This is a genomic window from Pseudomonas orientalis (genome assembly GCF_022807995.1).
GTDB classification, from domain to species: domain Bacteria; phylum Pseudomonadota; class Gammaproteobacteria; order Pseudomonadales; family Pseudomonadaceae; genus Aquipseudomonas; species Aquipseudomonas orientalis_B.
Genome location: NZ_CP094351.1, coordinates 95,698 through 120,000, shown reverse-complemented (window position 1 = coordinate 120,000; position 24,303 = coordinate 95,698). Strand labels below are relative to the sequence as shown.

Below are 24,303 nucleotides of genomic sequence, written 5' to 3'. Positions count from 1 at the left end.
TACACAGGAAATTCCACCACCCTCTACCACACTCTAGTCAGTCAGTTTTGAATGCAGTTCCCAGGTTGAGCCCGGGGATTTCACATCCAACTTAACAAACCACCTACGCGCGCTTTACGCCCAGTAATTCCGATTAACGCTTGCACCCTCTGTATTACCGCGGCTGCTGGCACAGAGTTAGCCGGTGCTTATTCTGTCGGTAACGTCAAAACAATCACGTATTAGGTAACTGCCCTTCCTCCCAACTTAAAGTGCTTTACAATCCGAAGACCTTCTTCACACACGCGGCATGGCTGGATCAGGCTTTCGCCCATTGTCCAATATTCCCCACTGCTGCCTCCCGTAGGAGTCTGGACCGTGTCTCAGTTCCAGTGTGACTGATCATCCTCTCAGACCAGTTACGGATCGTCGCCTTGGTGAGCCATTACCTCACCAACTAGCTAATCCGACCTAGGCTCATCTGATAGCGCAAGGCCCGAAGGTCCCCTGCTTTCTCCCGTAGGACGTATGCGGTATTAGCGTCCGTTTCCGAACGTTATCCCCCACTACCAGGCAGATTCCTAGGCTTTACTCACCCGTCCGCCGCTCTCAAGAGAAGCAAGCTTCTCTCTACCGCTCGACTTGCATGTGTTAGGCCTGCCGCCAGCGTTCAATCTGAGCCATGATCAAACTCTTCAGTTCAAACATCTTTGGGTTTTTAAGAAACCCTAAACTTGGCTCAGCAATCGTTGGTTACATCTTTGATTTCTCGCGGAGTAACTTGTGATGCTGATAATCTTGTTGACTATCAGTCTGACTCCACAAGCACCCACACGAATTGCTTGATTCAGTTGTTAAAGAGCGGTTGGTTAAGATGTTTCGTCTCAACCGAGGCGCGCATTCTACAGCAGCCTCATTTGCTGTCAAGTGGTTATTTTCAGAAGTTTTCGAAGAATTCTTCAACAACTTCAACCACTTGCGCTTGCGATCTCTCGTAAGCGGGAGGCGAATTCTACAGCGTTACACGCTGCTGTCAACACCTCTTTTTCAACTTCCTTCTGGCTTCGATAACTGAAGCGACCTGCTGTCAAAAATTGCTTAACTCATTGTTTACCAAGGAGTTTTCCGTTTCGACGGCGCCGGAAGTGGGGCGAATTATAGGCCCCCAGAATCTGCCGTCAACGTCTAATTTCGTTTTCTTATCAAATAGTTAGGATTGATCAGAAAACGACCGAAGCTCCCCTATATAGAAGGAAGCGTTCAGATAACTCCAGCCTCTCTTAAAGCTGCCACGCTCGACGGCGCCAGCCCCAGCACACCTTGCAACACCTGAACCGTATGCTCCCCCAACAACGGGGGCGCACTGCGATACTCCACAGGCGTCTTGGAAAGTCTGATGGGGCTGGCAACCTGAGGCACCATCCCCGCCAAGGCATGAGGCAGTTCTATGGCCAACCCACGCGCCTTGACCTGCGGATCAGCAAACATCTGCGCCAGATCATTGATCGGCCCACACGGCACACCGACCTTCTCCAACTGCGATACCCACTCTGCAGTAGTCTTGAACACGGTCGCCTGCCGAATCAACGGAACCAGCACCCCACGATTGGCAACCCGCATCTTGTTGGTAGAGAACCGCGGATCATCCGCCCACTGTGGCTGCCCGGCCACTTCGGCGAACTTGCGAAACTGCCCGTCATTACCCACGGTCAGGATGAAATCACCATCAGCCGTAGGAAAGTCCTGGTAGGGCACGATATTCGGATGCGCATTGCCAAGGCGTTTTGGCGAAACTCCCGTGGTCAGGTAATTCATAGCCTGATTGGCCAGACACGCGACCTGCACATCCAGCAGCGCCATATCGATATGCTGCCCACCGCCGTCGTGATCCCGGTGGGCAAGCGCCGCCAGGATAGCCACGGTTGAGTAGAGCCCCGTGAGAATATCGGTCAATGCCACCCCAACCTTCACCGGCCCCGCACCTTCATCCCCCTCAGGCCGGCCGGTGAGGCTCATCAACCCACCCAACCCTTGAATCATGAAGTCATAGCCGGCACGGGTCGCATAAGGACCCGTCTGGCCGAAGCCTGTGATCGAGCAATAGATCAGCTGCGGATTGATTTCCTTGAGCGACTCATAATCCAAGCCATAGGCCGCCAGGCCACCCACTTTGAAGTTCTCGATCAGAATGTCCGACTTGGCCGCCAGATCACGCACAAGCTTCTGCCCCTCAGGCTTGGTGAAGTCGATGGTCACCGATTCCTTATTCCGGTTGGCAGACAGGTAGTACGCCGCCTCACTGGTGTTCTCGCCATAGGCATCCTTGAGAAAAGGCGGGCCCCAGGCACGCGTGTCGTCACCATTGCCCGGCCTTTCGACCTTGATCACCTCGGCCCCAAGGTCCGCGAGTATCTGTCCGGACCAGGGGCCCGCCAGTACTCGCGATAAATCCAGTACCCGCAGATGCGAAAGCGCGCCCATGACCGTGCTCCTATTAATAGAAGGCCTGAAGACCGGTTTGCGCACGCCCCAGGATCAAGGCATGCACGTCATGCGTACCTTCATAGGTGTTGACCACTTCCAGGTTGACCAGATGACGCGCCACCCCAAACTCGTCGGAGATGCCGTTGCCACCCAACATGTCCCGGGCCATGCGCGCGATATCCAGGGACTTGCCGCATGAGTTGCGCTTCATGATCGATGTAATCTCGACCGCCGCCGTCCCTTCATCCTTCATCCGACCCAGCCGCAGGCAGCCTTGCAGCGCCAACGTGATCTCGGTCTGCATGTCGGCCAGCTTCTTCTGGATCAACTGCGTTGCCGCCAACGGGCGACCAAACTGCTGACGATCAAGGGTGTACTGGCGTGCGGTATGCCAGCAGAACTCCGCAGCCCCGAGCGCCCCCCAGGAGATGCCGTAGCGTGCCGAATTCAGGCACGTAAAAGGACCTTTCAAGCCACGCACGTCGGGAAAGATGTTCTCTTCGGGTACAAATACGTTATCCATGACGATTTCGCCTGTAATGGACGCTCGCAGCCCGACCTTGCCATGAATCGCCGGAGCACTCAGGCCTTTCCAGCCCTTCTCCAGTACAAAACCGCGTATGTCGCCGGCGTCGTCCTTGCCCCACACCACAAACACGTCGGCGATCGGGCTGTTGGTGATCCACATCTTCGCGCCGGTCAGACTGTAACCACCATCCACTTTGCGCGCCCGGGTAATCATCGCGCCGGGATCGGAGCCATGGTTGGGCTCGGTGAGACCGAAGCAACCAATCCATTCGCCGGACGCCAGCTTAGGCAGGTACTTTTGCTTTTGCGCTTCGGTACCGAACTCATTGATCGGCACCATGACCAGTGAGGACTGCACACTCATCATCGAGCGATAACCGGAGTCCACGCGCTCGACTTCCCGGGCAATCAATCCATAACTGACGTAGTTCAGGCCACTGCCGCCGTATTGCTCGGGAATCATCGCACCCAGCAGGCCGGTCTCACCCATCTCGCGGAAAATCGCAGGGTCGGTCTTTTCATGACGGAAGGCTTCAAGCACACGAGGGGCCAACTTGTCCCGAGCAAACTGCTCGGCGCTGTCACGCACCATGCGCTCTTCTTCGGTGAGCTGTTGATCCAGCAGCAGCGGATCGATCCAGTTGAAGCTTGCCTTGCCAGCCATGAATAAGTCCTCACGAAAAGAATCAAAACGTCGTGCAGGCAGACTAGGCCGGGGCGCCGCCGAGGGCAAACGAGGTTTCTGCATAGCGTTGTGCTAATTTCTCACTCCGAAATGCCTCGAAAGGCCAAAAACGCGCCTTATATGTGAGAACAACGTACATGCGCAGAAAGATTCCCAGCACTATCGCCCTTATCAGCTTTGAAGCAGCGGCCCGCCATGAGAGCTTCACCAAGGCAGCGCAAGAGCTTTCCATCACCCAAGGTGCGATCTGCCGACAGATCGCCAGCCTTGAACAGTTTTTAAGTGTCGAGCTGTTTCGGCGCTCGCGACGCGGGGTAAAGCTGACCGAGGCAGGGCTGTCTTATAGCCGCAGGGTGGCAACACAACTGGATGCGGTGGAACGCGACACTCTTTCAGTGATGGGCCAGCAGGGCGCGAATGTCATCGAACTCGCCGTCGTGCCCACGTTCGGCACCCAATGGCTGATCCCGCGATTGAAGGACTTTCAACAATGGCACCCGGAAGTGACGGTCAACTTGACCAACCGCACGCGCCCCTTCCTGTTTGCCGACACCGAGTTCGACGCGGCGATCTATTTCGGCGATGCCGACTGGTCCGGCACCGAATCCCACAGACTCATGGGTGAAAACCCCGTCCCCGTATGCAGCCCACGCTTGCTTGGCGACCGCGCCCACTTCACACCCCAGGAAATGGCCGACCTGCCCCTTTTGCAGCAGACAACGCGCCCTTATGCCTGGCGTCAGTGGTTTAACGCCCAACAGTTGAACGTCCCCCGCGACATGACAGGCCCGCGTTACGAGCTATTCTCAATGTTGTCCCAGGCGGCGATGCATGACATGGGCATTGCGCTGATCCCGCCGTTCCTGATCCAGCGCGAATTGAAAGAGCAGCAACTGGTTATCGCGAGCCACCAAATCCTGCGCAGCGACAAGGCTTACTACCTGATGATTCCGGAACGAAAGGTCGAGTCCGCGTCCCTGCATGCGTTTCGTGATTGGCTCATCGAGCAATCTCGGCGCTATAGCCCCGATATTCAGGGCTAATACCTATTTATTGACCTTGTAGTCAGCTAAATAAAATACCTACAGATATACGTAGATGTCGCATTCAAACAGACTGTACCGCCATGAAGAAAAATTGGCTCAAAGCCATGAAAGATATGGCTTGTAGCGACTATCACGGTTCAATAACCGACTATTCACGTTGACGATGAAAAAATTGCGCAACGTCCCGCAAAACCTTTTAAGCAACTGTATTTAAACAGTTTATTTCGCCATCTTGCGACAATCAGTCACAGGGTGACTTGTAGTTAATTTTTCGTCACCCGTCATAATCCCTTGAAGGCCGTAAAGTTCGCCTGCAAAATGCCGCGCCCCGCTGTCATTTCAGCGGGATCGTGCTGATCGGCCGCCCCAGCTGCGCCACTCGCGGTGCACTGGCCTTTTTACAAAAAGATCAAAAGCAAAAAGATCATGCAGGAGATTTGACGTGCACATTGGTGTTCCTCTCGAAACCCAGACCGGTGAAACGCGGGTGGCTGCCACCCCGGAAACCATCAAGAAGCTGATCGGCCAGGGCCATAAGGTCACTGTGCAAAACGGCGCAGGCATCAACGCCAGCATCGTTGACAGTGCCTATGAAACGGCAGGCGCAACCATTGGCAGCGCCAACGATGCGTTTGGCGCCGAACTGATCCTCAAGGTGGTTGCCCCCAGCGACAGCGAACTGGCGCTGATCAAAAGCGGCACCGTATTGGTGGGCATGCTCAACCCGTTCAGCAACGAAACCATCGCCAAGCTCGCAGAGCGCGGCATCACGGCATTCGCCCTTGAAGCTGCGCCACGCACCTCCCGGGCCCAGAGCCTGGATGTGCTGTCCTCCCAAGCCAACATCGCCGGCTATAAAGCCGTGTTGCTGGCTGCCCACCACTACCCGCGCTTCATGCCGATGTTGATGACCGCCGCAGGCACCGTGAAAGCGGCCCGCGTGCTGATTCTTGGCGCCGGCGTCGCAGGTTTGCAGGCCATCGCCACGGCGAAACGCCTGGGTGCAGTGATCGAAGCCTCCGATGTACGCCCGGCCGTAAAGGAACAGATCGAATCCCTCGGCGCCAAGTTCGTTGATGTGCCTTACGAAACCGATGAGGAACGCGAATGCGCGGTCGGCGTCGGCGGATATGCGCGCCCGATGCCCACCAGCTGGATGCAGCGCCAGGCCCTGGCAGTCCACGAACGCGCCAGGCAAGCCGATATTGTCATCACCACGGCGTTGATCCCCGGCCGTAAAGCGCCCACCTTGCTCAGCGCCGAAACCGTGGCGCAGATGAAGCCCGGCTCGGTGGTCATCGACCTCGCGGCAGCCCAGGGTGGCAACTGCCCGCTGACGATTGCAGATCAAGTGGTGGTGGAAAACGGCGTGATCATCTGCGGCCCGACCAACCTGGCCGGCGCCGTGGCAGCCGATGCATCGGCCTTGTATGCGCGCAACCTGCTGGACTTTCTGAAACTGGTGTTCACCCAGGAAGGGCAGTTTGAAATCAACCTCGAAGACGACATCGTCGCCGCGTGCCTGATGTGCCGCGACGGCCAAGTCATCCGCAAAAACGCCTAAACAGGGATTCAGACGATGGAAGAGCTTATCTCCCCCGGTATCTACAACCTGATCATCTTTGTGCTGGCGATTTACGTCGGTTACCACGTGGTCTGGAACGTGACGCCCGCGCTGCATACGCCGTTGATGGCCGTGACCAATGCGATTTCGGCCATCGTGATCGTCGGCGCCATGCTCGCCGCCGCCCTCACGGTGACACCGCTGGGCAAGACCATGGGCACCCTGGCCGTGGCCCTGGCGGCGGTCAACGTATTTGGTGGTTTCCTGGTCACCCGGCGAATGCTTGAGATGTTCAAGAAAAAAGCCCCGAAAGTAAAAGAAGAGGCGCCCAAGTAATGAGCATGAACCTCGTCACGACGCTCTACCTGATTGCGTCGATCTGTTTCATCCAGGCCCTCAAAGGCCTCTCGCATCCGACCACCTCGCGGCGCGGCAACCTGTTCGGCATGCTCGGCATGGCGCTGGCGGTACTCACCACCGTGGGCCTGATCTATAAGCTCGGCGCCGAGCTGGCGACGGCCGGTATCGGCTATGTGATCGTCGGCCTGCTGGTCGGCGGCACCGCCGGTTCGATCATGGCCAAGCGCGTCGAAATGACCAAGATGCCGGAACTGGTGGCGTTCATGCACAGCATGATCGGCCTGGCCGCGGTATTCATCGCCATCGCGGCGGTCGTCGAGCCGCAATCCCTGGGCATCGTCAAACACTTGGGCGACGCCATTCCTGCGGGCAACCGCCTGGAACTGTTCCTCGGCGCCGCCATCGGTGCAATCACCTTCTCCGGTTCGGTGATCGCCTTCGGCAAGCTGTCCGGCAAATACAAGTTCCGCCTGTTCCAGGGCGCACCGGTACAGTTCGGTGGCCAGCACAAGCTCAACCTGGTGCTGGGCCTTCTGACACTGGGCCTGGGCCTGGCCTTCATGTTCACCGGCAACCTCACGGCCTTCGCCATGATGCTGGCCCTGGCCTTTGTACTGGGCGTGCTGATCATCATCCCGATCGGCGGCGCCGACATGCCGGTGGTTGTGTCGATGCTCAACAGCTACTCCGGCTGGGCAGCGGCGGGGATTGGCTTCTCGCTGAACAACTCGATGCTGATCATCGCCGGCTCCCTGGTGGGCTCCAGCGGCGCGATCCTGTCGTACATCATGTGCAAGGCCATGAACCGCTCCTTCTTCAACGTGCTGCTCGGCGGCTTCGGCAATGCGCCGGACGCCGGTGCTGCGGCAGGTTCCAAGGAAGCACGCCCAGTGAAATCCGGCTCGGCCGACGATGCCACCTTCCTGCTGACCAACGCCGACACGGTGATCATCGTGCCGGGCTACGGCCTGGCCGTCGCACGGGCGCAACACGCGCTCAAGGAACTGACCGAGAAGCTGACGCATCGCGGCGTAACGGTGAAGTACGCGATCCACCCCGTGGCCGGCCGCATGCCGGGACATATGAACGTACTGCTGGCCGAGGCCGAGGTGCCGTACGACCAGGTGTTCGAGATGGAAGACATCAACTCCGAGTTCGGCCAGGCCGACGTGGTGCTGGTGCTGGGCGCCAACGATGTGGTCAACCCGGCGGCCAAGAACGATCCGAACTCACCGATCGCCGGCATGCCGATCCTTGAGGCGTTCAAGGCCAAGACCATCATCGTCAACAAGCGCTCGATGGCCAGCGGCTATGCGGGCCTGGACAACGAGTTGTTCTACCTGGACAAGACCATGATGGTCTTCGGTGATGCCAAGAAGGTCATCGAAGATATGGTCAAGGCCGTCGAATAACACTGCGCCAGCGCAATACCCAAGACCCCGGCCTTCGATAGGCTGGGGTTTTTTCGTTCCCATGCTCTGCGTGGAAATGCAGCCAGGGAAGCTCTGCGTCCCGCTTTGCACGCTCCTATGAAACCCGACCAAAGGCTCTACATCGCGGCCGTGCATTCGACCATGGTAGCGCGCCGAAACTTTTTGAAATCACTACACTGCCCCACTTGCTTCCGTAGCCTGAGATAACCATTCATGTACCGTGATCGTATCCGCTTGCCTTCGTTGCTGAACAAGGTCATGAGCGCGGCAGACGCCGCTGCACTGATCGAGGACGGCATGACCGTCGGCATGAGCGGCTTCACCCGCGCCGGTGAAGCCAAGGCCGTCCCCCACGCCCTGGCCGAACGCGCCAAGACGTCACCGCTGAAAATCACCCTGATGACCGGCGCCAGCCTGGGTAACGACCTGGACAAGCAATTGACCGAAGCCGGGGTGCTGTCACGCCGTATGCCGTTCCAGGTCGATAGCACCTTGCGCAAGGCCATCAACGCCGGCGAAGTGATGTTTATCGATCAGCACCTGTCGGAAACCGTCGAGCAACTGCGCAATAACCAGCTCAAGCTGCCGGACATTGCCGTGATCGAGGCCGTTGCGATCACCGAACAAGGCCATATCGTGCCCACCACGTCCGTGGGCAACTCCGCCAGTTTCGCGATCTTCGCCAAGCAAGTGATCGTCGAGATCAACTTGGCGCACAACCCGAACCTGGAGGGGCTGCACGACATTTATATCCCGTCCTACCGGCCAACCCGCACGCCGATTCCGCTGGTCAAAGTTGACGACCGCATAGGCAGCCCGGCGATTCCCATCCCGCCCGAGAAGATCGTCGCCATCGTGATCACCAACCAAGCCGATTCCGCCTCCACGGTGACGCCACCCGACAGCGACACCCAAGGCATCGCCAATCACCTGATCAACTTTCTGAAACAGGAAGTTGATGCGGGGCGCATGACCAACAAGCTCGGCCCGCTGCAGGCCGGGATCGGTAACATTGCCAACGCGGTGATGTGCGGCTTGATCGACTCGCCGTTCGAAGACCTGACCATGTATTCGGAAGTGTTGCAGGACTCGACGTTCGACCTGATCGACGCCGGCAAGCTGAGCTTCGCCTCCGGCAGCTCGATTACCCTGTCGGAGCGGCGCAATGCCGATGTGTTCGGCAATCTTGCGCACTACAAGGACAAGCTGGTGCTGCGCCCGCAGGAAATCTCCAATCACCCCGAAGTGGTGCGTCGCCTGGGCATCATTGGTATCAACACCGCGCTGGAGTTCGATATCTACGGCAACGTCAACTCCACTCATATTTGCGGCACGCGGATGATGAACGGCATAGGCGGTTCCGGGGACTTTGCGCGCAATGCGCACCTGGCGATTTTCGTCACCAAATCGATTGCCAAAGGCGGCGCTATTTCCAGCGTAGTGCCGATGGTCAGCCATGTGGACCACACCGAGCATGACGTCGACATCCTGGTGACCGAAGTCGGCCTGGCCGACCTGCGCGGCCTGGCGCCACGGGAGCGGGCCCGAGTAATCATCGACAACTGTGTGCACCCGGCGTATCGCGACGCACTGAACAATTACTTCGTTGCCGCCTGTGCTATCGGCGGACATACCCCGCATATCCTGCGCGACGCACTGAGCTGGCACATCAACCTGGAAGAAACCGGACACATGCTCAAGGCTTGATGGCTATACAACCGGGTTGATACCAATACAGTTTTATCGGCCCGGTTGTTTGATCGATACTTCCAGCAAAAACTGTACTGCTGTACCGGTCATTTCCTACCGAAATATCCCACAATCTTAAGCAAAAAAGTCTATTTCGCACTCATTCAGTGCGAACAGGTACAGTTGCCCCAATTTCGTACCGTACAGCCTCTATAAACAGTTAACTGGACCCTCACAATACAAGTGAACTGTATCTAGAGAGTCTTGCGTGCGAGGAGGATCATTGGCATCAGTTAAACCACTACCTAATCCCGCCACAAGCGGAAGGATGTCATCATGGAACGTACACTCAGTTCCGAACTGTTCTTCGAAGAAAAAGCTGTCAACACCCAGGCTTCCCTGCCTCTGCGCGTTCTCGCCAACCTGATGTTGTGGCAGCGCCGCATCTCCAGCCGCCACCAATTGGCACGCCTGGATTCGCGTTTGCTGGCTGACGCCGGTATCAGCGAAGCTCAACGCTACGAAGAGCTGAGCAAGCCGTTCTGGCGCTGATTGGCGCTCGCTGGCCCTGACCCGCGCGGTCCATCGCCAGCACTCTGATTTGTCAAGCAAAGCCCGCCCCGGGTAACCGGAGGCGGGCTTTGTTGTATCTGGGTAAATGAACCTGAAAACGGCAGGTTCTGCGGAACAGGTACAGTTTTTATATTTTATAATACAACCATAACAGTTAACCTCAGGCTTCCGAATGATCAAGCGGTGACCTAATATCCAGTCACCACGTGGCGAACCTTGTAGAACGGGCGTCAGATGCCCAATTGCCCAACGTCCGTTTCACTGTGGCCGTTCTGTGCCACCTTAATTTGCTGATCTACAGGAGTTATCCCATGTCCCGTCTTCGCCTGCTGTGCACCGCCGCCCTGTTGGCCGTTGCTGCCAGCGCCAACGCGAGCAGCTTTATCGTCACCACCGATTCGATCGTTGGCGCACTGAAAGCCACCTCCGACGCCACGTCCGATGCCACATCCTCCCTGCGCGACAACAAGGTGGTGCGAGCCGCCCGTGACGACGCGGCCAGCTTTGTCGCCAGCGAAGGCGCCATTCGTGGCGTGAAACTGGAGAGCGCCCTGGCACAGATCCGCCAACAGGCGCCGCAATTGAACACCGCCACTGACGCTCAATTGGCCCAGGCGATCCTGGCGATCTAACGCCAGGAGCAGCGAGCAAGAGCCAGTCACTGCACTGGCTCTCACCCCGTCATTGCGCTAGCCTTGGCGCTCGTTTTCAGTTGTCGAGTGCCATGGCTTTTTCATACCGCCTGTTGATTGTCCCGTTACTGTTCTGTGCCTGCTGGGCACCGTTGGCTTCGGCCTTTGACGTCTCCGTTCAGAGCACCGTTGTCAGCGCGTATGCCACCAGCAAGGTGACGTCCGCGCCGTTTGATAACAAGTTGGTCCGGGTTGCCAGGGATGATGCTGCCGCTTTCATTGCCACTGACGGCCAATGGCGGGGCGCACGCCTGGAGTCCGCGCTGGATTACCTGCGCCGTACCCGGCCAAAACTTCATGCAAGCGACCTTGAACTGGCGCAAGCAATTCTCGTCCAATAATCATCTTTGTATGTCCCTCTTTGTCTTGGAGTCACCCCATGCGTAGCCCGTTGATCATCGCCGCCCTCGGCCTGCTGTTTCTGGCTGATGTCGCCCAGGCGCAAACCCTGAAAGCCACCAGTAACATCGTCGTTCGCGCTTCGGCGCGCACCATTGATTTCACCTCCGACACCACCACCTCGATCCGCGATTCCAAGATCGTGCGCGAAGCCCACGATGATGCCGCCAGTTTCGTCGCCACCAATGGCGAGATCCGTGGCGCGCAACTCGAAGCCGCCTTTGACACCCTGCGCACCCGCGTACCAGAAGCCCGTGATGCCAGCGACCAGACGCTCGCCGAAGCTATCCTCGCTCTGTGAGGCGCGTCAAAGCCTGGCTCCTGGCCGGGGCTATGCTGCTGTGTGCCGGTGCGGCCCAGGCCAGCCTGCAACTGCAGCTCAAGACCGATGGCCTGAGCCCGACTGAACAGCAGGCCAGCCAGGCATTGCTCGATGAAGCGATGGGCGCCCTGCCGCCGCGCTTCATCGAGCAACTGGACCGTCGCATCGAAGTCGGCTGGACCGACAAGATGCCTGCAAACGCTTACGGCCAGGCCTCCCTGGTGTCCGAACTGGACCTCAACCGAAACCTGCTGGCCAGCCTGACCGACGGCAGCGCCGCGACTCGTAAGACCAACCGCCCCCACGGCACCGTGCGTCAGGAAATGCTCGCCACCGTGCTGCATGAACTGACCCACATCTATGACCGTGCGCGCCTGTGGTCCAAAGACGAGCGCGCCCTGATCCAGCGCTGCAGCCGCCAGAACAACATCACCGGCCTGATCGGCCTGCCCGACCAATGCCGTGGCCAGAACAACCGTCGCTTCACCCTGAGTGACGACCCTCGCCTGCTGGACCTCGCCGGCTGGCCGCAATACGTCGGCCGTCGCGGCGAACGCGAACAGCACAACAACCAGGTCGTTCGCAGCCCGGACATCTACGAAACCACCAGCCCGCTGGAGTTCGTCGCGGTCAACATGGAGTACTTCCTCCTCGACCCCAGCTATGCCTGTCGCCGTCCCGCGCTGGCGCGCTATTACACGGAACACTTCGGCTGGGCGCCGCCCGGGCAGGACAAGTGCGGCAATACCTATGCTTTTCTGAACGCCGGCAACGATTTCGCCAAGACACCGTTGGGCCATATCGACCCGGAGCGCGTCTATGAAATCGACTACCTGCTCGCCGAAGCCAACCAGAATCTGGTGAGCCGCTGGGGCCATAGCATGCTGCGCCTGGTGATCTGTGCGCCCGGCCGTCCTCGCGGGCCGGATTGCCGGCTGGACCTGGATCAGCACCTGGTGTTGTCCTACCGCGCTTTCGTCGGCGACGTACAGCTGTCGAGCTGGGATGGCCTGGTGGGCAAATACCCGTCACGTCTTTTCGTGCTGCCGCTGGCACAAGTCATCGACGAATACACCAAGACCGAATTGCGCGGCCTGGCGTCGGTGCCGCTCAAGCTCAACCGCCAGGAAATCAACGACACGGTCGAACATGCCGCCGAGATGCACTGGAGCTACGACGGCAACTACTTCTTCATTTCCAACAACTGCGCGGTGGAAAGCTTGAAGCTGCTGCGCAGTGGCAGCGCGAATCCACAACTGACCGGCCTGGACAACATCACTCCCAATGGCTTGCTGGAAGTACTCAGCGCGCGTGGGCTGGCCGACACCAGCGTACTGGATGACAAGCGCGAAGCGTTGCGCCTGGGCTATCACTTCGACTCGTTCCGCGAGCGCTACCAGGCGATGTTCGATGTACTGCGCAAACGTCTGCCGATCAAGCAGACCCAGGTCGAAGACTGGCTGTCGCTGGATGCGCAGGAGCGCCGCCAATGGTTCAGCCAGGCTGACTTGCGAACCAGCGCCGCATTGCTGTTGCTGGAACAGGCCAGCTTTCGCAAACAATTGATGCTCGCCCAGGACGAAGTCAAACAACGCTACCTCAATGCCCGGGAGCTGAAAAACGGCGGCATGGAACACGCCAACAACACATTGCAGCAAATCCTCGCCAACAGCGGTTTCCTCAGTCGCCCGGCCGAGTTGCTCGACAGCGGTGGCTATGGCCTGCCACAACCTTCGGAGGCCAAGCGGCTGGAATCGGAAAGTGCCGAGCGCCAGAAACAACTGCAATCGCTGACTGGCGAGCTGGATAAACAGGTGAGGGCGCTGCTTGATCCGGCCCGCGCTGCCGAGATTGCCGCCTGCGAGGCCAATCTCAAGCAGATGGGTGAGCACCTGCGGGCGTTGCATAAAGCGGCCGGTGGCCTCGAACTGCCGTAAACACTCAGCGAATCAAGTGATCCCAATGTGGGAGGGGGCTTGCCCCCGATAGCGGTAGGTCAGCTAGCCATAAGCTGCCTGATCCACTGCAATCGGGGGCAAGCCCCCTCCCACATTTTTTATCCGCATAGGCCTTAGGACCGAGTGTCATCTGTTTTCCCGGCGAAAGCTGGCTGAAAGCTTACCCGTCTAGGATCACCTCCACTGTCGGCAATAGACCGACTGTTAACAACAACAATGGTGATTCCCGATGTCCGCCCGTACCCGTCTGTTTACCCCAACTCCCCCCGTACGCCTCGTGCCTTTCGTTCTGCGCTGACCCCACCCGGTTCGCCATTCCCTAGCCGCGCTACGCCTGGAGTATTCCTATGCTGACTTTCCTTGGCTTTGCCATGGTCATCACGTTCATGTTCCTGATCATGACCAAGCGCCTGTCTGCGCTGATCGCCTTGATCATCGTGCCTATCCTGTTCGCGCTGTTCGGCGGCTTTGCGCCGAAGATCGGCCCGATGATGCTCGAAGGCATTACCAAACTCGCGCCGACCGGCGTGATGCTGATGTTCGCCATCCTCTACTTTGCCCTGATGATCGACTCCGGCCTGTTCGACCCGGCCGTGCGCAAGATTCTCAAGATGGTCAAGGGCGACCCGTTGAAAGTCTCGGTCGGCACCGCCGTGCTGGCCCTGGTGGTGTCCCTCGACGGTGACGGCGCCACCACCTACATGATCTGCGTCGCCGCGATGTTACCGCTGTACCAGCGCATCGGCATGAGCCCGCGCATCATGGCCGGCTTGATCATTCTTGCCGGCGGCGTGATGAACATGACCCCCTGGGGCGGCCCGACGGCCCGCGCCGCCAGTGCGCTGCATGTGGACCCATCGGACATCTTCGTGCCGATGATCCCGGCCATGGCAGCCGGCGTGGTGGCGATCCTGGCGATTGCCTATATGTACGGCAAGCGCGAGCGCGCACGCCTGGGTGAGCTGCACCTGCAAGGCGACGAGATCGACCACAGCGAAATCAGCGTGTCGCAGTTCCCCGATGCTCGCCGTCCGAAGCTGATCTGGTTCAACGGCGCGCTGACGCTGGCCCTGATGTGCACGCTGATCGCCGGTCTGCTGCCGCTGCCCGTGCTGTTCATGGTGGCATTCAGTATCGCGATGATCGTCAACTATCCGTGCCTGCAACAGCAGAAAGACCGCGTCGCCGCCCACGCCGGCAGCGTATTGGCGGTGGTCGGGCTGATCTTCGCCGCCGGCATCTTCACGGGCATCCTGTCGGGTACCGGCATGGTGGATGCCATGTCCAAGAGCCTGCTGGCGGTCATCCCTGAAGCCCTGGGCCCGTACCTGGCGGTCATCACCGCGCTGGTGAGCATGCCGTTTACCTTCTTCATGTCCAACGATGCGTTCTACTACGGCGTACTGCCGGTGCTGGCCGAGGCCGCCAGCCACTACGGCATCACTGCGGTGGAAATGGCGCGTGCGTCAATCGTCGGGCAACCGGTGCATCTGCTCAGCCCGCTGGTACCCTCGACCTACTTGCTGGTCGCCCTGGCAGGTATCGAGTTTGGCGATCACCAGCGCTTCACCTTGAAGTGGGCAGTGCTGGTATGCCTGTGCATAATGTTCGCCGCGCTGCTGATGGGGATTTTTCCGCTGTTCAGCACTCTATAATCGTACCGACTCACCCACCGCGCGGCGCTGCAGCTTGCGCGGTTAACATTTGCTCAAAGGAATACACATGGAATGGCTGACCAATCCGGAAATCTGGATTGCCTTCTTCACCCTGACGGCGCTCGAGATCGTCCTGGGCATCGATAACATCATCATGATTTCGATCCTGGTCAGCCGCATGCCCAAGCACATGCAGGCGCGCACCCGGATCTTCGGCCTTGCCCTGGCGATGGTCACGCGCATCCTGTTGCTGCTGTCGATCACCTGGGTCATGCAACTGACCGCCGACCTGTTCGTGGTCCTCGGCCAGGGCATCTCCGGTCGCGACCTGATCCTGTTCTTCGGTGGCTTGTTCCTGCTGTGGAAAAGCTCCCAGGAGATGTACCACGCTCTGGAAGGTGAGGACGAAAGCCACGACGAGCCCAAGGGCGGCGGTGGCAAGTTCATCTACACCATTATCCAGATTGCGATCATCGATATCGTGTTCTCCCTGGACTCGGTCATCACCGCCGTCGGCATGGTTTCCCATGTGCCGGTCATGGTCGCCGCCATCGTGGTTGCCGTATTGGTGATGATGCTGGCCGCCGGCACCATCAGCGAATTCATCGACAAGCACCCGTCGCTGAAGATGCTGGCGCTGTCGTTCCTGCTGGTGGTGGGTACCGTGCTGATCGCCGAATCCTTCGACGTTCATGTGCCCAAAGGCTACGTCTACTTCGCCATGGCGTTCTCGCTGGCGGTGGAAGCGGTGAACATCAAGATGCGCACCGCCATCGCGAAAAAGAAGAAGCAGCAGGATCCGGTGAAACTGCGCAAGGATATTCCGGGTCAGTAAATTTGATCCGCTGTCGATCATTCCCACGCTCCGCGTGGGAATGCCGCCTCGGACGCTCCGCGTCCTGCCGCAAGACACTGACGCAGAGCGTCACGGGATACATTCCCCCGCAGAGCGTGGGAACGATCTTCATGACAGTTTTGTTTCAATCCCGCGATCAGCTATGCGATGCTGGCGCAGAGCCCATTCGCCAACTACAGCTTAAGTACAAGACGTAGAACGGCACGCGGCAACTTTCCTTCGCTCCTGCTGGAGCTCACCTACACGGGGGGCCGAGCATGCTGACCTTGCTCAATCTGCTTTCCGCCGTGACCCTGCTGATCTGGGGCACGCACATCGTCCGTACCGGCATCCTGCGGGTCTACGGCTCCAACTTGCGCCAAGTCATCGGGCAGAACATGTCCAAACGCTGGCTGGCGTTTGTCGCCGGTATCCTGGTGACGGCCATGGTGCAGAGCAGCAATGCCACGGCGATGCTGGTGACGTCCTTTGTCGGCCAGGGGCTGATGAGCCTTACGCCCGCCCTGGCCACCATGCTCGGCGCCGACGTCGGTACCGCGTTGATGGCGCGGGTGCTGACCTTTGACCTGTCGTGGTTGTCGCCGCTGTTGATCTTCCTCGGGGTGATTTTTTTCCTCTCGCGCAAACAGACGCGGGCAGGGCAGCTGGGCCGAGTCGGGATCGGCCTCGGGCTGATCATTCTGGCCCTGCAATTGATCGTCGAAGCCGCCGGGCCGATTACCCATGCCCAGGGCGTAAAAGTCATCTTCGCTTCGCTGACCGGCGATATCTTGCTCGACGCCCTGGTCGGCGCGCTGTTCGCGATGATTTCCTACTCCAGCCTCGCCGCAGTGCTGCTGACGGCAACCCTGGCCGGTGCCGGCGTGATCGGTTTGCACGTGGCCATCGGCCTGGTGATCGGCGCCAACATCGGCAGCGGCATACTGGCCTTTCTCAGCACCAGCATGCAGAACACCGCCGGGCGGCAAGTCGCCCTGGGCAGCCTGTTGTACAAATTGATCGGCCTGCTGCTGATCATCCCAGTACTCGACCCACTCGTCCGCTGGATGGACGGCCTGGACTACAGCACCCAAGGCATGGTCATCACCTTTCACCTGCTCTACAACGTCAGCCGCTGCCTGATCCTGTTGCCCACTATCGGCCCGATGGCGCGGCTGTGCGAATGGCTGCTGCCGGAGCGTCCCGAGACCAACGGCAAAGCCAAGCCGCGCCATCTGGACCTGGCCTCGCTGAACACGCCGAGCCTGGCGCTGGCCAACGCCGCCCGCGAAACCCTGCGGCTCGGCGACCTGATCGACAACATGCTCACCTCGATGCAGGAAGTGCTGCGCGGTAACCAAACCGCCATTACCCAGCAAATGCGCAGCCTCAGCGATGACGTCGAGGCGCTTTATAGCGCGATCAAACTTTACCTGGCGCAAATGCCCCGTGAAGACCTGAGTGAGCAGGACAATCGACGCTGGGCAGAAATCATCGAACTGTCGATCAACCTGAAGCTGGCAGGCGACCTGATCGAGCGCATGCTGCGCAAAGTGCAGCAGCAGAAGACGTCCCAGCGCCGGCAATTTTCCGATGTCGGCCTGGAAGAACTCAGCGGCCTGCACAGCCAGTTGATCGCCAACCTGCGCCTGGGCCTGTCGGTATTCCTCAGCGGCGACCCGGAAAGCGCCCGCCAATTACTGCGCGAGAAACGCCGCTTTCGCGCCCAGGAGCGTCGCCTGGCGCACGCCCACGTCAGCCGCTTGCAACGCAAGATTGTGCAAAGCCTGGAGACCAGCTCCCTGCACCTGGAGCTGATCGCCGACATGAAGCGCTTGAACTCGTTGTTTTGCAGCAGTGCTTATGTAGTGTTGGAAACGTCCGACACCGGCGCACTCTCCACCGATGATATTGCCGACATCACCCATTCGCCCTGAACGTACGCCAGCGAGCGAAGTCAGTTAACAACGGACCTCATTCGCCAGGAAGCTTGTTATGCGTCGCCTGTTACTCGCCTGCCTGCTCATGGGCTCGGCACACACCTTTGCCTTTGACCGCCTGCAAGTCGAAGGCTACACCTTGCCCAACGGCCTGCAATTGCTGCTAAAACCGGGCACCGAGCGCGGGCATGTGGCCATCCGCCTGGTGGTCGGCGTGGGCCTGGACGATTTCAGCTGCGATCAGAAAGAACTGCCGCATTTGTTCGAGCACCTGCTGTTCAGCGGCATCGACGGCGGTGATGAAGGCGACCTCGAAGACCGCATGCAGGCCCTGGGCGGCGAGTGGAACGCCTACACCAGCAACGCCGATACCACCTTTGTCATCGAAGCGCCCGCGCAGAACCAGCGCAAGGTATTGGACCTGCTGCTGGCTATCATTACCCGCACCCAGCTGACCGACGCCAATATCAACGCCGCCAAGCAGGTGGTCGAGCGCGAGGACGGTGGTCATTACTCCCACTTGCAACGCCTGCTGGACCGCCAGGATCTCGGCCACAACGCCAGCAACCAGTTGGCCGTCGAGTTGGGCCTCAAGTGCACCGAACGCGCCGAGGTCAACCACCTGACCCGCGACCAGCTGGAGGCGCTGCGCAAAAACTGGTACGCACCGAACAACATGACCCTGATCGTCGTCGGCGACCTGGACAAACTGCTGCCGGCCTACCTGGAACGCACCTATGGCCAACTCGACCCGGTAGAGCCGAGCGAACATCGGCCGTTGCCGCAAATCCAGCAGGCCGCCGCCAGCCACCGTGACCTGATCCACGGCTGGGTCGGCGACAATGCCAAGCTGCATTGGCTGTTCCCGGAGCCGATGCTGGACGACCAGCACGATGAAACCTACGACCTGCTCAAGGACTACCTCGACTGGGCGCTGTACCGCCAATTGCGCCTCAGGCACGGCCTGTCCTACGGGCCGTGGAGCGAACGCGAAGTGCTCGGCGGCGTCGGCTTCCTGAGCCTGAACGCCGACCTCGAACGGGACAACCTCGAGGAAGCCGAGCAGGTATTGCAAGACCTCAAGACCCGTCTGCTCAAGGACGGCCTCGATCCGGCGGTGTTCGCGCGCCTGCAGCAAGCCGCCATCGCACGTCAGGCCTGGGCCGTGCAGGGCAACAGCGCGCTGGCCGACTATTATTGGAGCGCTGCCGGGGAATATGCCAACGGGCGCTTCAGCGACCCTGCCAAACGTATCAAGGCCGTGAGCCTGGCGCAGACCAATCAGGCCATGCGCCAGGTTCTGGAGCAGCCGGGCTACTGGCGCATCGAAAAACCGCTGTTGAGCTATAACGCCCTGAGCTGGATAGGCGCGGGCGTGCTGGGACTGATCGTTCTTGTGTGGGTCGTCCTACGGCTTTATCGCAAACGGATCGCGTAACGAGGCACCGAACAGCGGACTAAAACGTTATTCTGTCTAAGATTTTTCCCACACACAGTGCGAACCGCCCATGCCGAATCTGCCGCCCCTTGTCCAGCGCGTTATAGAACTGATCAAGCGCTACCCTGGGGTGATCGCACTCGGCGGCTTCATCTCGGGTGTCGGCAGCTTCATCCTGGTGGACCGCCAGCAGGGCATGGCCAGTTGGATCGCCGTGATCATGCTGGTGAGCTGGTTGTGGCTGATGCTGGAAAACAGCTTCACGCAACTGTTCACCAAGCTGTTCAACCGCGAAATACCGGAACCGCTGCTGCGCTACGCCACGCAGATGATCCATCAGGAAAGCCTGTTTTTCGTGTTGCCGTTCTTTTTCGTGACCACCGCCTGGAACAGCGGCCAATCGGTGTTTACCGGCCTGCTCGGCGCGGCGGCGCTGGTGTCGATCATCGACCCGCTGTATTACAAATGGCTGGCGCCCAAGCGCTCGCTGTTCCTCGCCTTGCATACGCTGACACTGTTCGCCGCACTGCTGACCGCACTGCCGATCATCCTGCACCTGACCACTGCCGAAAGTTACAAGCTGGCCCTGGGCGTCGCCATGGCGCTGTCGATTCCGAGCCTGGCCGTGAGCCTGCCGCTGCGCAGCGTCAAAGGCTGGGTAATGCTGCTGGGGGTGACGGCCGCTATTGGCTGCGCCGGCTGGCTGCTGCGTAGCTGGGTACCACCGGCCACCCTGTGGATGACTGAAGTGGCCATCAGCACCCAGCTTCAGGACCGCACCCCGGGCGACGACCTTAAGCAAGTCAGCGCCGCCCAACTGCGCAGCGGCGGGCTGTACGCCTACACCGCGATCAACGCGCCGCGCGGCCTCGATGAGCGGATCTACCATGTGTGGAAATTCAACGGCAAGGAAGTCGACCGCATTGCCCTGGATATCCATGGCGGCCGCAAGGAGGGCTACCGCGCCTGGACCCACAAGCAGAACTTCCCGCCGGATGCGGTAGGCCGCTGGCAGGTACGGGTGCTCACCGAAGACGGGCAAGTCATTGGCGTGCTGCGCTTTAACGTCACCGACTCAGCACAAACGGACAACCCGCAGTAGTCCCGATCATGCTATTACGTAGCAATTGTGGATAGCCAAACAAGCTCGGAGCTTATGACCACTCCCCCGACGGCCGGTGCGGCCCAACTCGATACGTCCAGCACACCGCCGTTGCTGCGCATTTCCGGTGACTGGACGCTTGCCCACTACGCGAAGCTGAAGAAGCTGTCGAACACCCTCGACGGCCAATACGATGCCGGCGCGCACATCGACCTTAACGGCCTTGGCGCCCTGGATACCGCCGGCGCGTCGCTGCTGGTGGAGTTGCTGGGGCCCGAGCGTATCGAGCGCTCCGCCGAGCAGACCGATTGCAGCCTGTCCGCCGCCGACCGCGCACTGCTCAAGACGGTCTACCGCTCGCTCAACGATTTCTGTGTACCACTCAAGGAGCCGGAAGAGGGCGCCGGCATCCAACTGTTGGCGCGCATCGGCCGCGCCGTGGACACCGTCTGGCAAGACGGGATGAAACTGTTGGGCTTCATCGGCCTGATCCTCGAAACCTTCGTGCGCGGCATCCTGCGGCCCAAGCGCTGGCGCCTGACACCGGTGGTCGCGCATATTGAACAGACCGGCCTGGATGCCGCGCCGATCGTCGCGCTGCTGACCTTTCTGGTCGGCGCCGTGGTGGCTTTCCTCGGCGCCACGGTGCTCAAGAGCTTCGGCGCGACGATCTTCACCGTGGACCTGGTGGCGTTCTCATTCCTGCGCGAATTCGGCGTGTTGCTCACCGCCATCCTGATCGCCGGTCGCACGGCCAGTGCGTTTACCGCACAAATCGGTTCGATGAAGGCCAATGAAGAAATCGACGCGATCCGCACCCTGGGCCTGGACCCGATGGAGCTGCTGGTGCTGCCGCGGGTCCTGGCATTGCTGGTGGCGCTGCCGATGCTGACATTCCTGGCGATGCTCTCGGGGATTGTCGGCGGCGGCGTGGTGTGTGCGGTGGCCCTGGATATTTCGCCGGCGATGTTTCTGTCACTGCTGCAATCGGACATCGGTGTGCAGCATTTTCTGGTGGGCATGGTGAAAGCACCGATTTTCGCGTTCCTGATCGCCGCGATCGGTTGTCTGGAAGGCTTCAAGGTCAGCGGCAGTGCCGAGTCGGTCGGTGCACACACCACCTCAAGCGTGGTGCAGTCGATCTTCGTGGTGATCGTGCTGGACGCGGTCGCCGCGATGTTTTTCATGGAGATGGGCTGGTGAGTCGTGTACATCGAGCGCCCACTGAGGCGGTGATTGAGGTTCGCGGCCTGTGCAACCGCTTTGGCAACCAGAGCGTGCACGAGCATCTCGATCTGGATTTGTACAAGGGCGAGATCCTGGCGGTGGTCGGCGGCTCCGGCAGCGGCAAGTCGGTGTTGCTGCGCAGCATTGTCGGCCTGCGGCGGCCCAGCGAGGGGCAAGTGCGGGTATTCGGCAAGAACCTGCCGAGTCTGTCCGAGCATGAACGCTCCCTGGTGGAGCGACGTTTCGGCGTGCTGTTTCAGAAGGGCGCCTTGTTTTCCTCGCTGACCGTCACCGAGAACGTCGCCTTGCCGTTGATCGAGCACGCCGGGCTCAGCCGCGCCGATGCCGAGCATCTGGCCGCAGTCAAACTGGCCCTCGCCGGGCTGCCGTTGTCGGCGGCCGACAAGTATCCGGCCTCGCTGTCCGGCGGCATGATCAAGCGCGCCGCCCTGGCGCGTGCGCTGGCCCTGGACCCGGACATCCTGTTTCTCGACGAGCCCACCGCCGGCCTTGACCCGATTGGCGCGGCGCAATTCGACCAACTGATCCTGACCCTGCGCGATGCGCTGGGCTTGAGCGTGTTCCTGGTCACCCACGACCTCGACACGCTGTACACCATCACCGACCGCGTGGCGGTACTGGCGCAGAAGAAAGTCCTGGTGGCGGACGCCATCGATGTCGTCTCGGAAACCGACGACGCCTGGATCCACGAATATTTCCACGGCCCCCGAGGCCGCGCGGCATTGGATGCCGCTCAATCGCTCAACGAGGTATGACATGGAAACCCGAGCCCATCATGTGATGATCGGATTGTTCAGCGTAATGGTGGTGGTCGGCGCGATGCTGTTCGGCCTGTGGCTGGCCAAGTCCAGCGTCGACAGCGCCTTCCAGGATTATGAGGTGGTGTTCAACGAGGCGGTCAGCGGGCTGTCCCAGGGCAGTTCGGTGCAGTACAGCGGGATCAAGGTGGGCGACGTCACCAGCCTGCGCCTGGACCCCAAGGACCCGCGCCGCGTGCTGGCGCGCATCCGCCTGGCCGGGCAAACGCCGATCAAGGAAGACACCCAGGCCAAACTGGCACTGACCGGCATCACCGGTACCTCGATCATCCAGCTCAGCGGCGGCACCCCGCAGAGCCCTGAACTCAAGGGCAAGGATGGCAACCTGCCGGAAATCATCGCATCGCCATCGCCCATCGCCCGTCTGCTCAACAACAGCAACGACCTGATGACCAGCATCAACCTGCTGTTGCATAACGCCAACCAGCTGTTCTCCCGGGAAAACGTCGAACGCTTGAGCGCCACCCTGGACAACCTGCAGCAAACCACCGGCGCCATCGCGGAACAGCGCGGCGAGATCAAAGTGGTGATGCAGCAATTGATGCAAGTGAGCAAACAGGCCGGCGGCGCGCTGGAACAGACCACCGTGCTGATGCGCAACGCCAACGGCTTGCTCAACGACCAGGGCAAGCAAGCCTTTGGCAGTGCCGAGCAGGCGATGAAATCCCTTGAGCAAAGCACCGCCACCATCAATACGTTGCTGGCTAACAACAAGGACTCGGTGAATAGCGGCATGCAGGGCCTTAATGAGCTGGCGCCAGCCGTGCGCGAACTGCGCGAAACCCTCGGTTCGCTACGCGCCATCTCACGCCGTCTGGAAGCCAACCCCAGCGGTTACCTGCTGGGCAGTGACAAGAACAAGGAGTTCACGCCATGAAGCGTGCTTACCGAATGATCGCACCCTTGGCCTTTGCGTTGATGAGCGCCTGCTCGATCCTGCCCAAGGCGGACCCGTCCGACGTGTACCGCCTGGCGTCGGCCCAGCCCGTCAGCCAAGGCGCGCCGGTGAGCTGGTCATTGCGCGTGACCAAGCCGCAGACCAGTGAGTTTCTCGACAGCCCACGCATCGCGGTGGTGCCCAATGGCGATCTGATCAGCAGCTATGCCAATTCGCGCTGGAGCGATCCGGCGCCGGTGCTGTTGCGCAATCGCCTGCTGGATGGCTTCCAGCGTGACGGGCGGGTGACGCTGCTGAGTACCGACGAGACCAATCTGCAAGCCGACTATGAGTTGGGCGGGCAATTGCAGGCGTTTCAGAGCGAATACCATGGCACAGCAGTGGAAGTGGTGATTCGCCTGGATGCTCGGCTGGTGCGCGGCAGTGATCAAAGGATCATTACCAGTCGGCGGTTTGAGGTGAGGCAGCAGGTGGGGGATACCAAGGTGCCGGCGGTGGTGGCTGCTTTTGGGCAAGCCGGCGATCAGCTGAATAAGCAGGTAGTGGATTGGGTCGTGGCGCAAGGCAACACTACACCTAAAGGTTGAGGGCCTCATCGGGGGCAAGCCCCCTCCCACAATTTGAATGCATTCACAGATCTAAATGTGGGAGGGGGCT

General features: G+C 59.9%; 21 protein-coding genes and 1 rRNA gene (1 of these 22 only partly in view). 19 read left to right on the top strand and 3 right to left on the bottom strand.

Translation table 11 applies throughout. The features are described 5' to 3' along the window. The 3 genes from MRY17_RS00565 to MRY17_RS00555 all read right to left on the bottom strand — a co-directional run. Positions 1-681, bottom strand: a 16S ribosomal RNA gene (locus MRY17_RS00565) (it extends 856 nt beyond the left edge of the window). Between the two features lie 558 nt (positions 682-1,239). Further along, on the bottom strand, positions 1,240-2,460 hold the full coding sequence (locus MRY17_RS00560; RefSeq protein ID WP_181285400.1) for a CaiB/BaiF CoA transferase family protein: 1,221 nt from the start codon (positions 2,458-2,460) through the stop codon (positions 1,240-1,242). A gap of 13 nt (positions 2,461-2,473) precedes the next feature. Next, positions 2,474-3,655 (bottom strand): acyl-CoA dehydrogenase, encoded by a 1,182-nt coding sequence (locus MRY17_RS00555; RefSeq protein ID WP_058422535.1) that lies wholly within the window; start codon positions 3,653-3,655, stop codon positions 2,474-2,476. Between the two features lie 158 nt (positions 3,656-3,813). Here MRY17_RS00555 and MRY17_RS00550 point away from each other — a divergent pair, with 158 nt between their 5' ends. The 19 genes from MRY17_RS00550 to MRY17_RS00460 all read left to right on the top strand — a co-directional run bounded on the left by MRY17_RS00550 (position 3,814) and on the right by MRY17_RS00460 (position 24,233). After that, positions 3,814-4,719 carry a LysR family transcriptional regulator gene (locus tag MRY17_RS00550; RefSeq protein WP_243353103.1) on the top strand — a complete coding sequence of 302 codons (906 nt, stop codon included), beginning with the start codon at positions 3,814-3,816 and terminating at the stop codon, positions 4,717-4,719. A gap of 445 nt (positions 4,720-5,164) precedes the next feature. Then, positions 5,165-6,286, top strand: a complete 1,122-nt coding sequence (locus tag MRY17_RS00545) for a Re/Si-specific NAD(P)(+) transhydrogenase subunit alpha (RefSeq protein ID WP_181285398.1) — start codon at positions 5,165-5,167, stop codon at positions 6,284-6,286. 15 nt (positions 6,287-6,301) lie between these two features. After that, positions 6,302-6,622: an NAD(P) transhydrogenase subunit alpha gene (locus MRY17_RS00540; RefSeq protein ID WP_003187417.1), complete on the top strand. Its 321-nt coding sequence runs from the start codon at positions 6,302-6,304 to the stop codon at positions 6,620-6,622. After that, on the top strand, positions 6,622-8,058 hold the full coding sequence (locus MRY17_RS00535; RefSeq protein WP_181285397.1) for an NAD(P)(+) transhydrogenase (Re/Si-specific) subunit beta: 1,437 nt from the start codon (positions 6,622-6,624) through the stop codon (positions 8,056-8,058). Before MRY17_RS00540 ends, MRY17_RS00535 begins: the two co-directional genes overlap by 1 nt. Before the next feature lie 234 nt (positions 8,059-8,292). After that, positions 8,293-9,786 carry an acetyl-CoA hydrolase/transferase family protein gene (locus tag MRY17_RS00530; protein WP_124356471.1) on the top strand — a complete coding sequence of 498 codons (1,494 nt, stop codon included), beginning with the start codon at positions 8,293-8,295 and terminating at the stop codon, positions 9,784-9,786. A gap of 318 nt (positions 9,787-10,104) precedes the next feature. Beyond that, complete coding sequence (locus tag MRY17_RS00525) at positions 10,105-10,320, top strand: DUF1127 domain-containing protein (RefSeq protein WP_003187413.1); 216 nt, start codon at positions 10,105-10,107, stop codon at positions 10,318-10,320. Between the two features lie 332 nt (positions 10,321-10,652). Then, positions 10,653-10,973 (top strand): DUF2388 domain-containing protein, encoded by a 321-nt coding sequence (locus MRY17_RS00520; protein ID WP_181285396.1) that lies wholly within the window; start codon positions 10,653-10,655, stop codon positions 10,971-10,973. 92 nt (positions 10,974-11,065) lie between these two features. Then, on the top strand, positions 11,066-11,374 hold the full coding sequence (locus MRY17_RS00515; RefSeq protein ID WP_181285395.1) for a DUF2388 domain-containing protein: 309 nt from the start codon (positions 11,066-11,068) through the stop codon (positions 11,372-11,374). A 38-nt stretch (positions 11,375-11,412) separates the two neighbouring features. After that, complete coding sequence (locus MRY17_RS00510) at positions 11,413-11,733, top strand: DUF2388 domain-containing protein (RefSeq protein WP_243353102.1); 321 nt, start codon at positions 11,413-11,415, stop codon at positions 11,731-11,733. Then, entirely contained in the window at positions 11,730-13,691 is a 1,962-nt protein-coding gene (locus MRY17_RS00505) for a DUF4105 domain-containing protein (protein ID WP_243353101.1), read from the top strand. Before MRY17_RS00510 ends, MRY17_RS00505 begins: the two co-directional genes overlap by 4 nt. 368 nt (positions 13,692-14,059) lie before the next feature. Then, positions 14,060-15,367: a CitMHS family transporter gene (locus MRY17_RS00500; protein WP_181285393.1), complete on the top strand. Its 1,308-nt coding sequence runs from the start codon at positions 14,060-14,062 to the stop codon at positions 15,365-15,367. 67 nt (positions 15,368-15,434) lie between these two features. Next, complete coding sequence (locus MRY17_RS00495) at positions 15,435-16,202, top strand: TerC family protein (RefSeq protein WP_181285392.1); 768 nt, start codon at positions 15,435-15,437, stop codon at positions 16,200-16,202. Positions 16,203-16,480: 278 nt separating this feature from the next. Continuing rightward, positions 16,481-18,139, top strand: coding sequence for a Na/Pi cotransporter family protein (locus tag MRY17_RS00490; RefSeq protein WP_243353100.1), 1,659 nt, complete (start codon positions 16,481-16,483; stop codon positions 18,137-18,139). A gap of 58 nt (positions 18,140-18,197) precedes the next feature. Continuing rightward, positions 18,198-19,580, top strand: coding sequence for a M16 family metallopeptidase (locus tag MRY17_RS00485; RefSeq protein WP_243353099.1), 1,383 nt, complete (start codon positions 18,198-18,200; stop codon positions 19,578-19,580). A gap of 70 nt (positions 19,581-19,650) precedes the next feature. Beyond that, positions 19,651-20,682 carry a DUF5924 family protein gene (locus MRY17_RS00480; protein WP_181285389.1) on the top strand — a complete coding sequence of 344 codons (1,032 nt, stop codon included), beginning with the start codon at positions 19,651-19,653 and terminating at the stop codon, positions 20,680-20,682. Positions 20,683-20,736: 54 nt separating this feature from the next. Continuing rightward, entirely contained in the window at positions 20,737-21,885 is a 1,149-nt protein-coding gene (locus MRY17_RS00475; protein ID WP_243353098.1) for an ABC transporter permease, read from the top strand. Beyond that, a complete protein-coding gene (locus MRY17_RS00470; protein WP_181285387.1) occupies positions 21,882-22,685 on the top strand; it encodes an ABC transporter ATP-binding protein in 804 nt (267 codons plus the stop codon). The genes MRY17_RS00475 and MRY17_RS00470 overlap by 4 nt, the downstream gene beginning before the upstream one ends. 1 nt (position 22,686) lies before the next feature. Then, positions 22,687-23,625, top strand: coding sequence for an MlaD family protein (locus MRY17_RS00465; RefSeq protein ID WP_191953630.1), 939 nt, complete (start codon positions 22,687-22,689; stop codon positions 23,623-23,625). Beyond that, entirely contained in the window at positions 23,622-24,233 is a 612-nt protein-coding gene (locus MRY17_RS00460) for an ABC-type transport auxiliary lipoprotein family protein (RefSeq protein WP_191953631.1), read from the top strand. Before MRY17_RS00465 ends, MRY17_RS00460 begins: the two co-directional genes overlap by 4 nt. Positions 24,234-24,303: the final 70 nt, after the last annotated feature.

Bases quoted from the DNA above. Each gene is read 5' to 3' on its own strand.
- MRY17_RS00560 (WP_181285400.1), bottom strand. From the start codon at position 2,460: ATGGGCGCGCTTTCGCATCTGCGGGTACTGGATTTATCGCGAGTACTG.
- MRY17_RS00555 (WP_058422535.1), bottom strand. From the start codon at position 3,655: ATGGCTGGCAAGGCAAGCTTCAACTGGATCGATCCGCTGCTGCTGGAT.
- MRY17_RS00550 (WP_243353103.1), top strand. From the start codon at position 3,814: ATGCGCAGAAAGATTCCCAGCACTATCGCCCTTATCAGCTTTGAAGCA.
- MRY17_RS00540 (WP_003187417.1), top strand. From the start codon at position 6,302: ATGGAAGAGCTTATCTCCCCCGGTATCTACAACCTGATCATCTTTGTG.
- MRY17_RS00535 (WP_181285397.1), top strand. From the start codon at position 6,622: ATGAGCATGAACCTCGTCACGACGCTCTACCTGATTGCGTCGATCTGT.
- MRY17_RS00530 (WP_124356471.1), top strand. From the start codon at position 8,293: ATGTACCGTGATCGTATCCGCTTGCCTTCGTTGCTGAACAAGGTCATG.
- MRY17_RS00525 (WP_003187413.1), top strand. From the start codon at position 10,105: ATGGAACGTACACTCAGTTCCGAACTGTTCTTCGAAGAAAAAGCTGTC.
- MRY17_RS00520 (WP_181285396.1), top strand. From the start codon at position 10,653: ATGTCCCGTCTTCGCCTGCTGTGCACCGCCGCCCTGTTGGCCGTTGCT.
- MRY17_RS00515 (WP_181285395.1), top strand. From the start codon at position 11,066: ATGGCTTTTTCATACCGCCTGTTGATTGTCCCGTTACTGTTCTGTGCC.
- MRY17_RS00510 (WP_243353102.1), top strand. From the start codon at position 11,413: ATGCGTAGCCCGTTGATCATCGCCGCCCTCGGCCTGCTGTTTCTGGCT.
- MRY17_RS00500 (WP_181285393.1), top strand. From the start codon at position 14,060: ATGCTGACTTTCCTTGGCTTTGCCATGGTCATCACGTTCATGTTCCTG.
- MRY17_RS00495 (WP_181285392.1), top strand. From the start codon at position 15,435: ATGGAATGGCTGACCAATCCGGAAATCTGGATTGCCTTCTTCACCCTG.
- MRY17_RS00490 (WP_243353100.1), top strand. From the start codon at position 16,481: ATGCTGACCTTGCTCAATCTGCTTTCCGCCGTGACCCTGCTGATCTGG.
- MRY17_RS00485 (WP_243353099.1), top strand. From the start codon at position 18,198: ATGCGTCGCCTGTTACTCGCCTGCCTGCTCATGGGCTCGGCACACACC.
- MRY17_RS00480 (WP_181285389.1), top strand. From the start codon at position 19,651: ATGCCGAATCTGCCGCCCCTTGTCCAGCGCGTTATAGAACTGATCAAG.
- MRY17_RS00475 (WP_243353098.1), top strand. From the start codon at position 20,737: ATGACCACTCCCCCGACGGCCGGTGCGGCCCAACTCGATACGTCCAGC.
- MRY17_RS00465 (WP_191953630.1), top strand. From the start codon at position 22,687: ATGGAAACCCGAGCCCATCATGTGATGATCGGATTGTTCAGCGTAATG.
- MRY17_RS00460 (WP_191953631.1), top strand. From the start codon at position 23,622: ATGAAGCGTGCTTACCGAATGATCGCACCCTTGGCCTTTGCGTTGATG.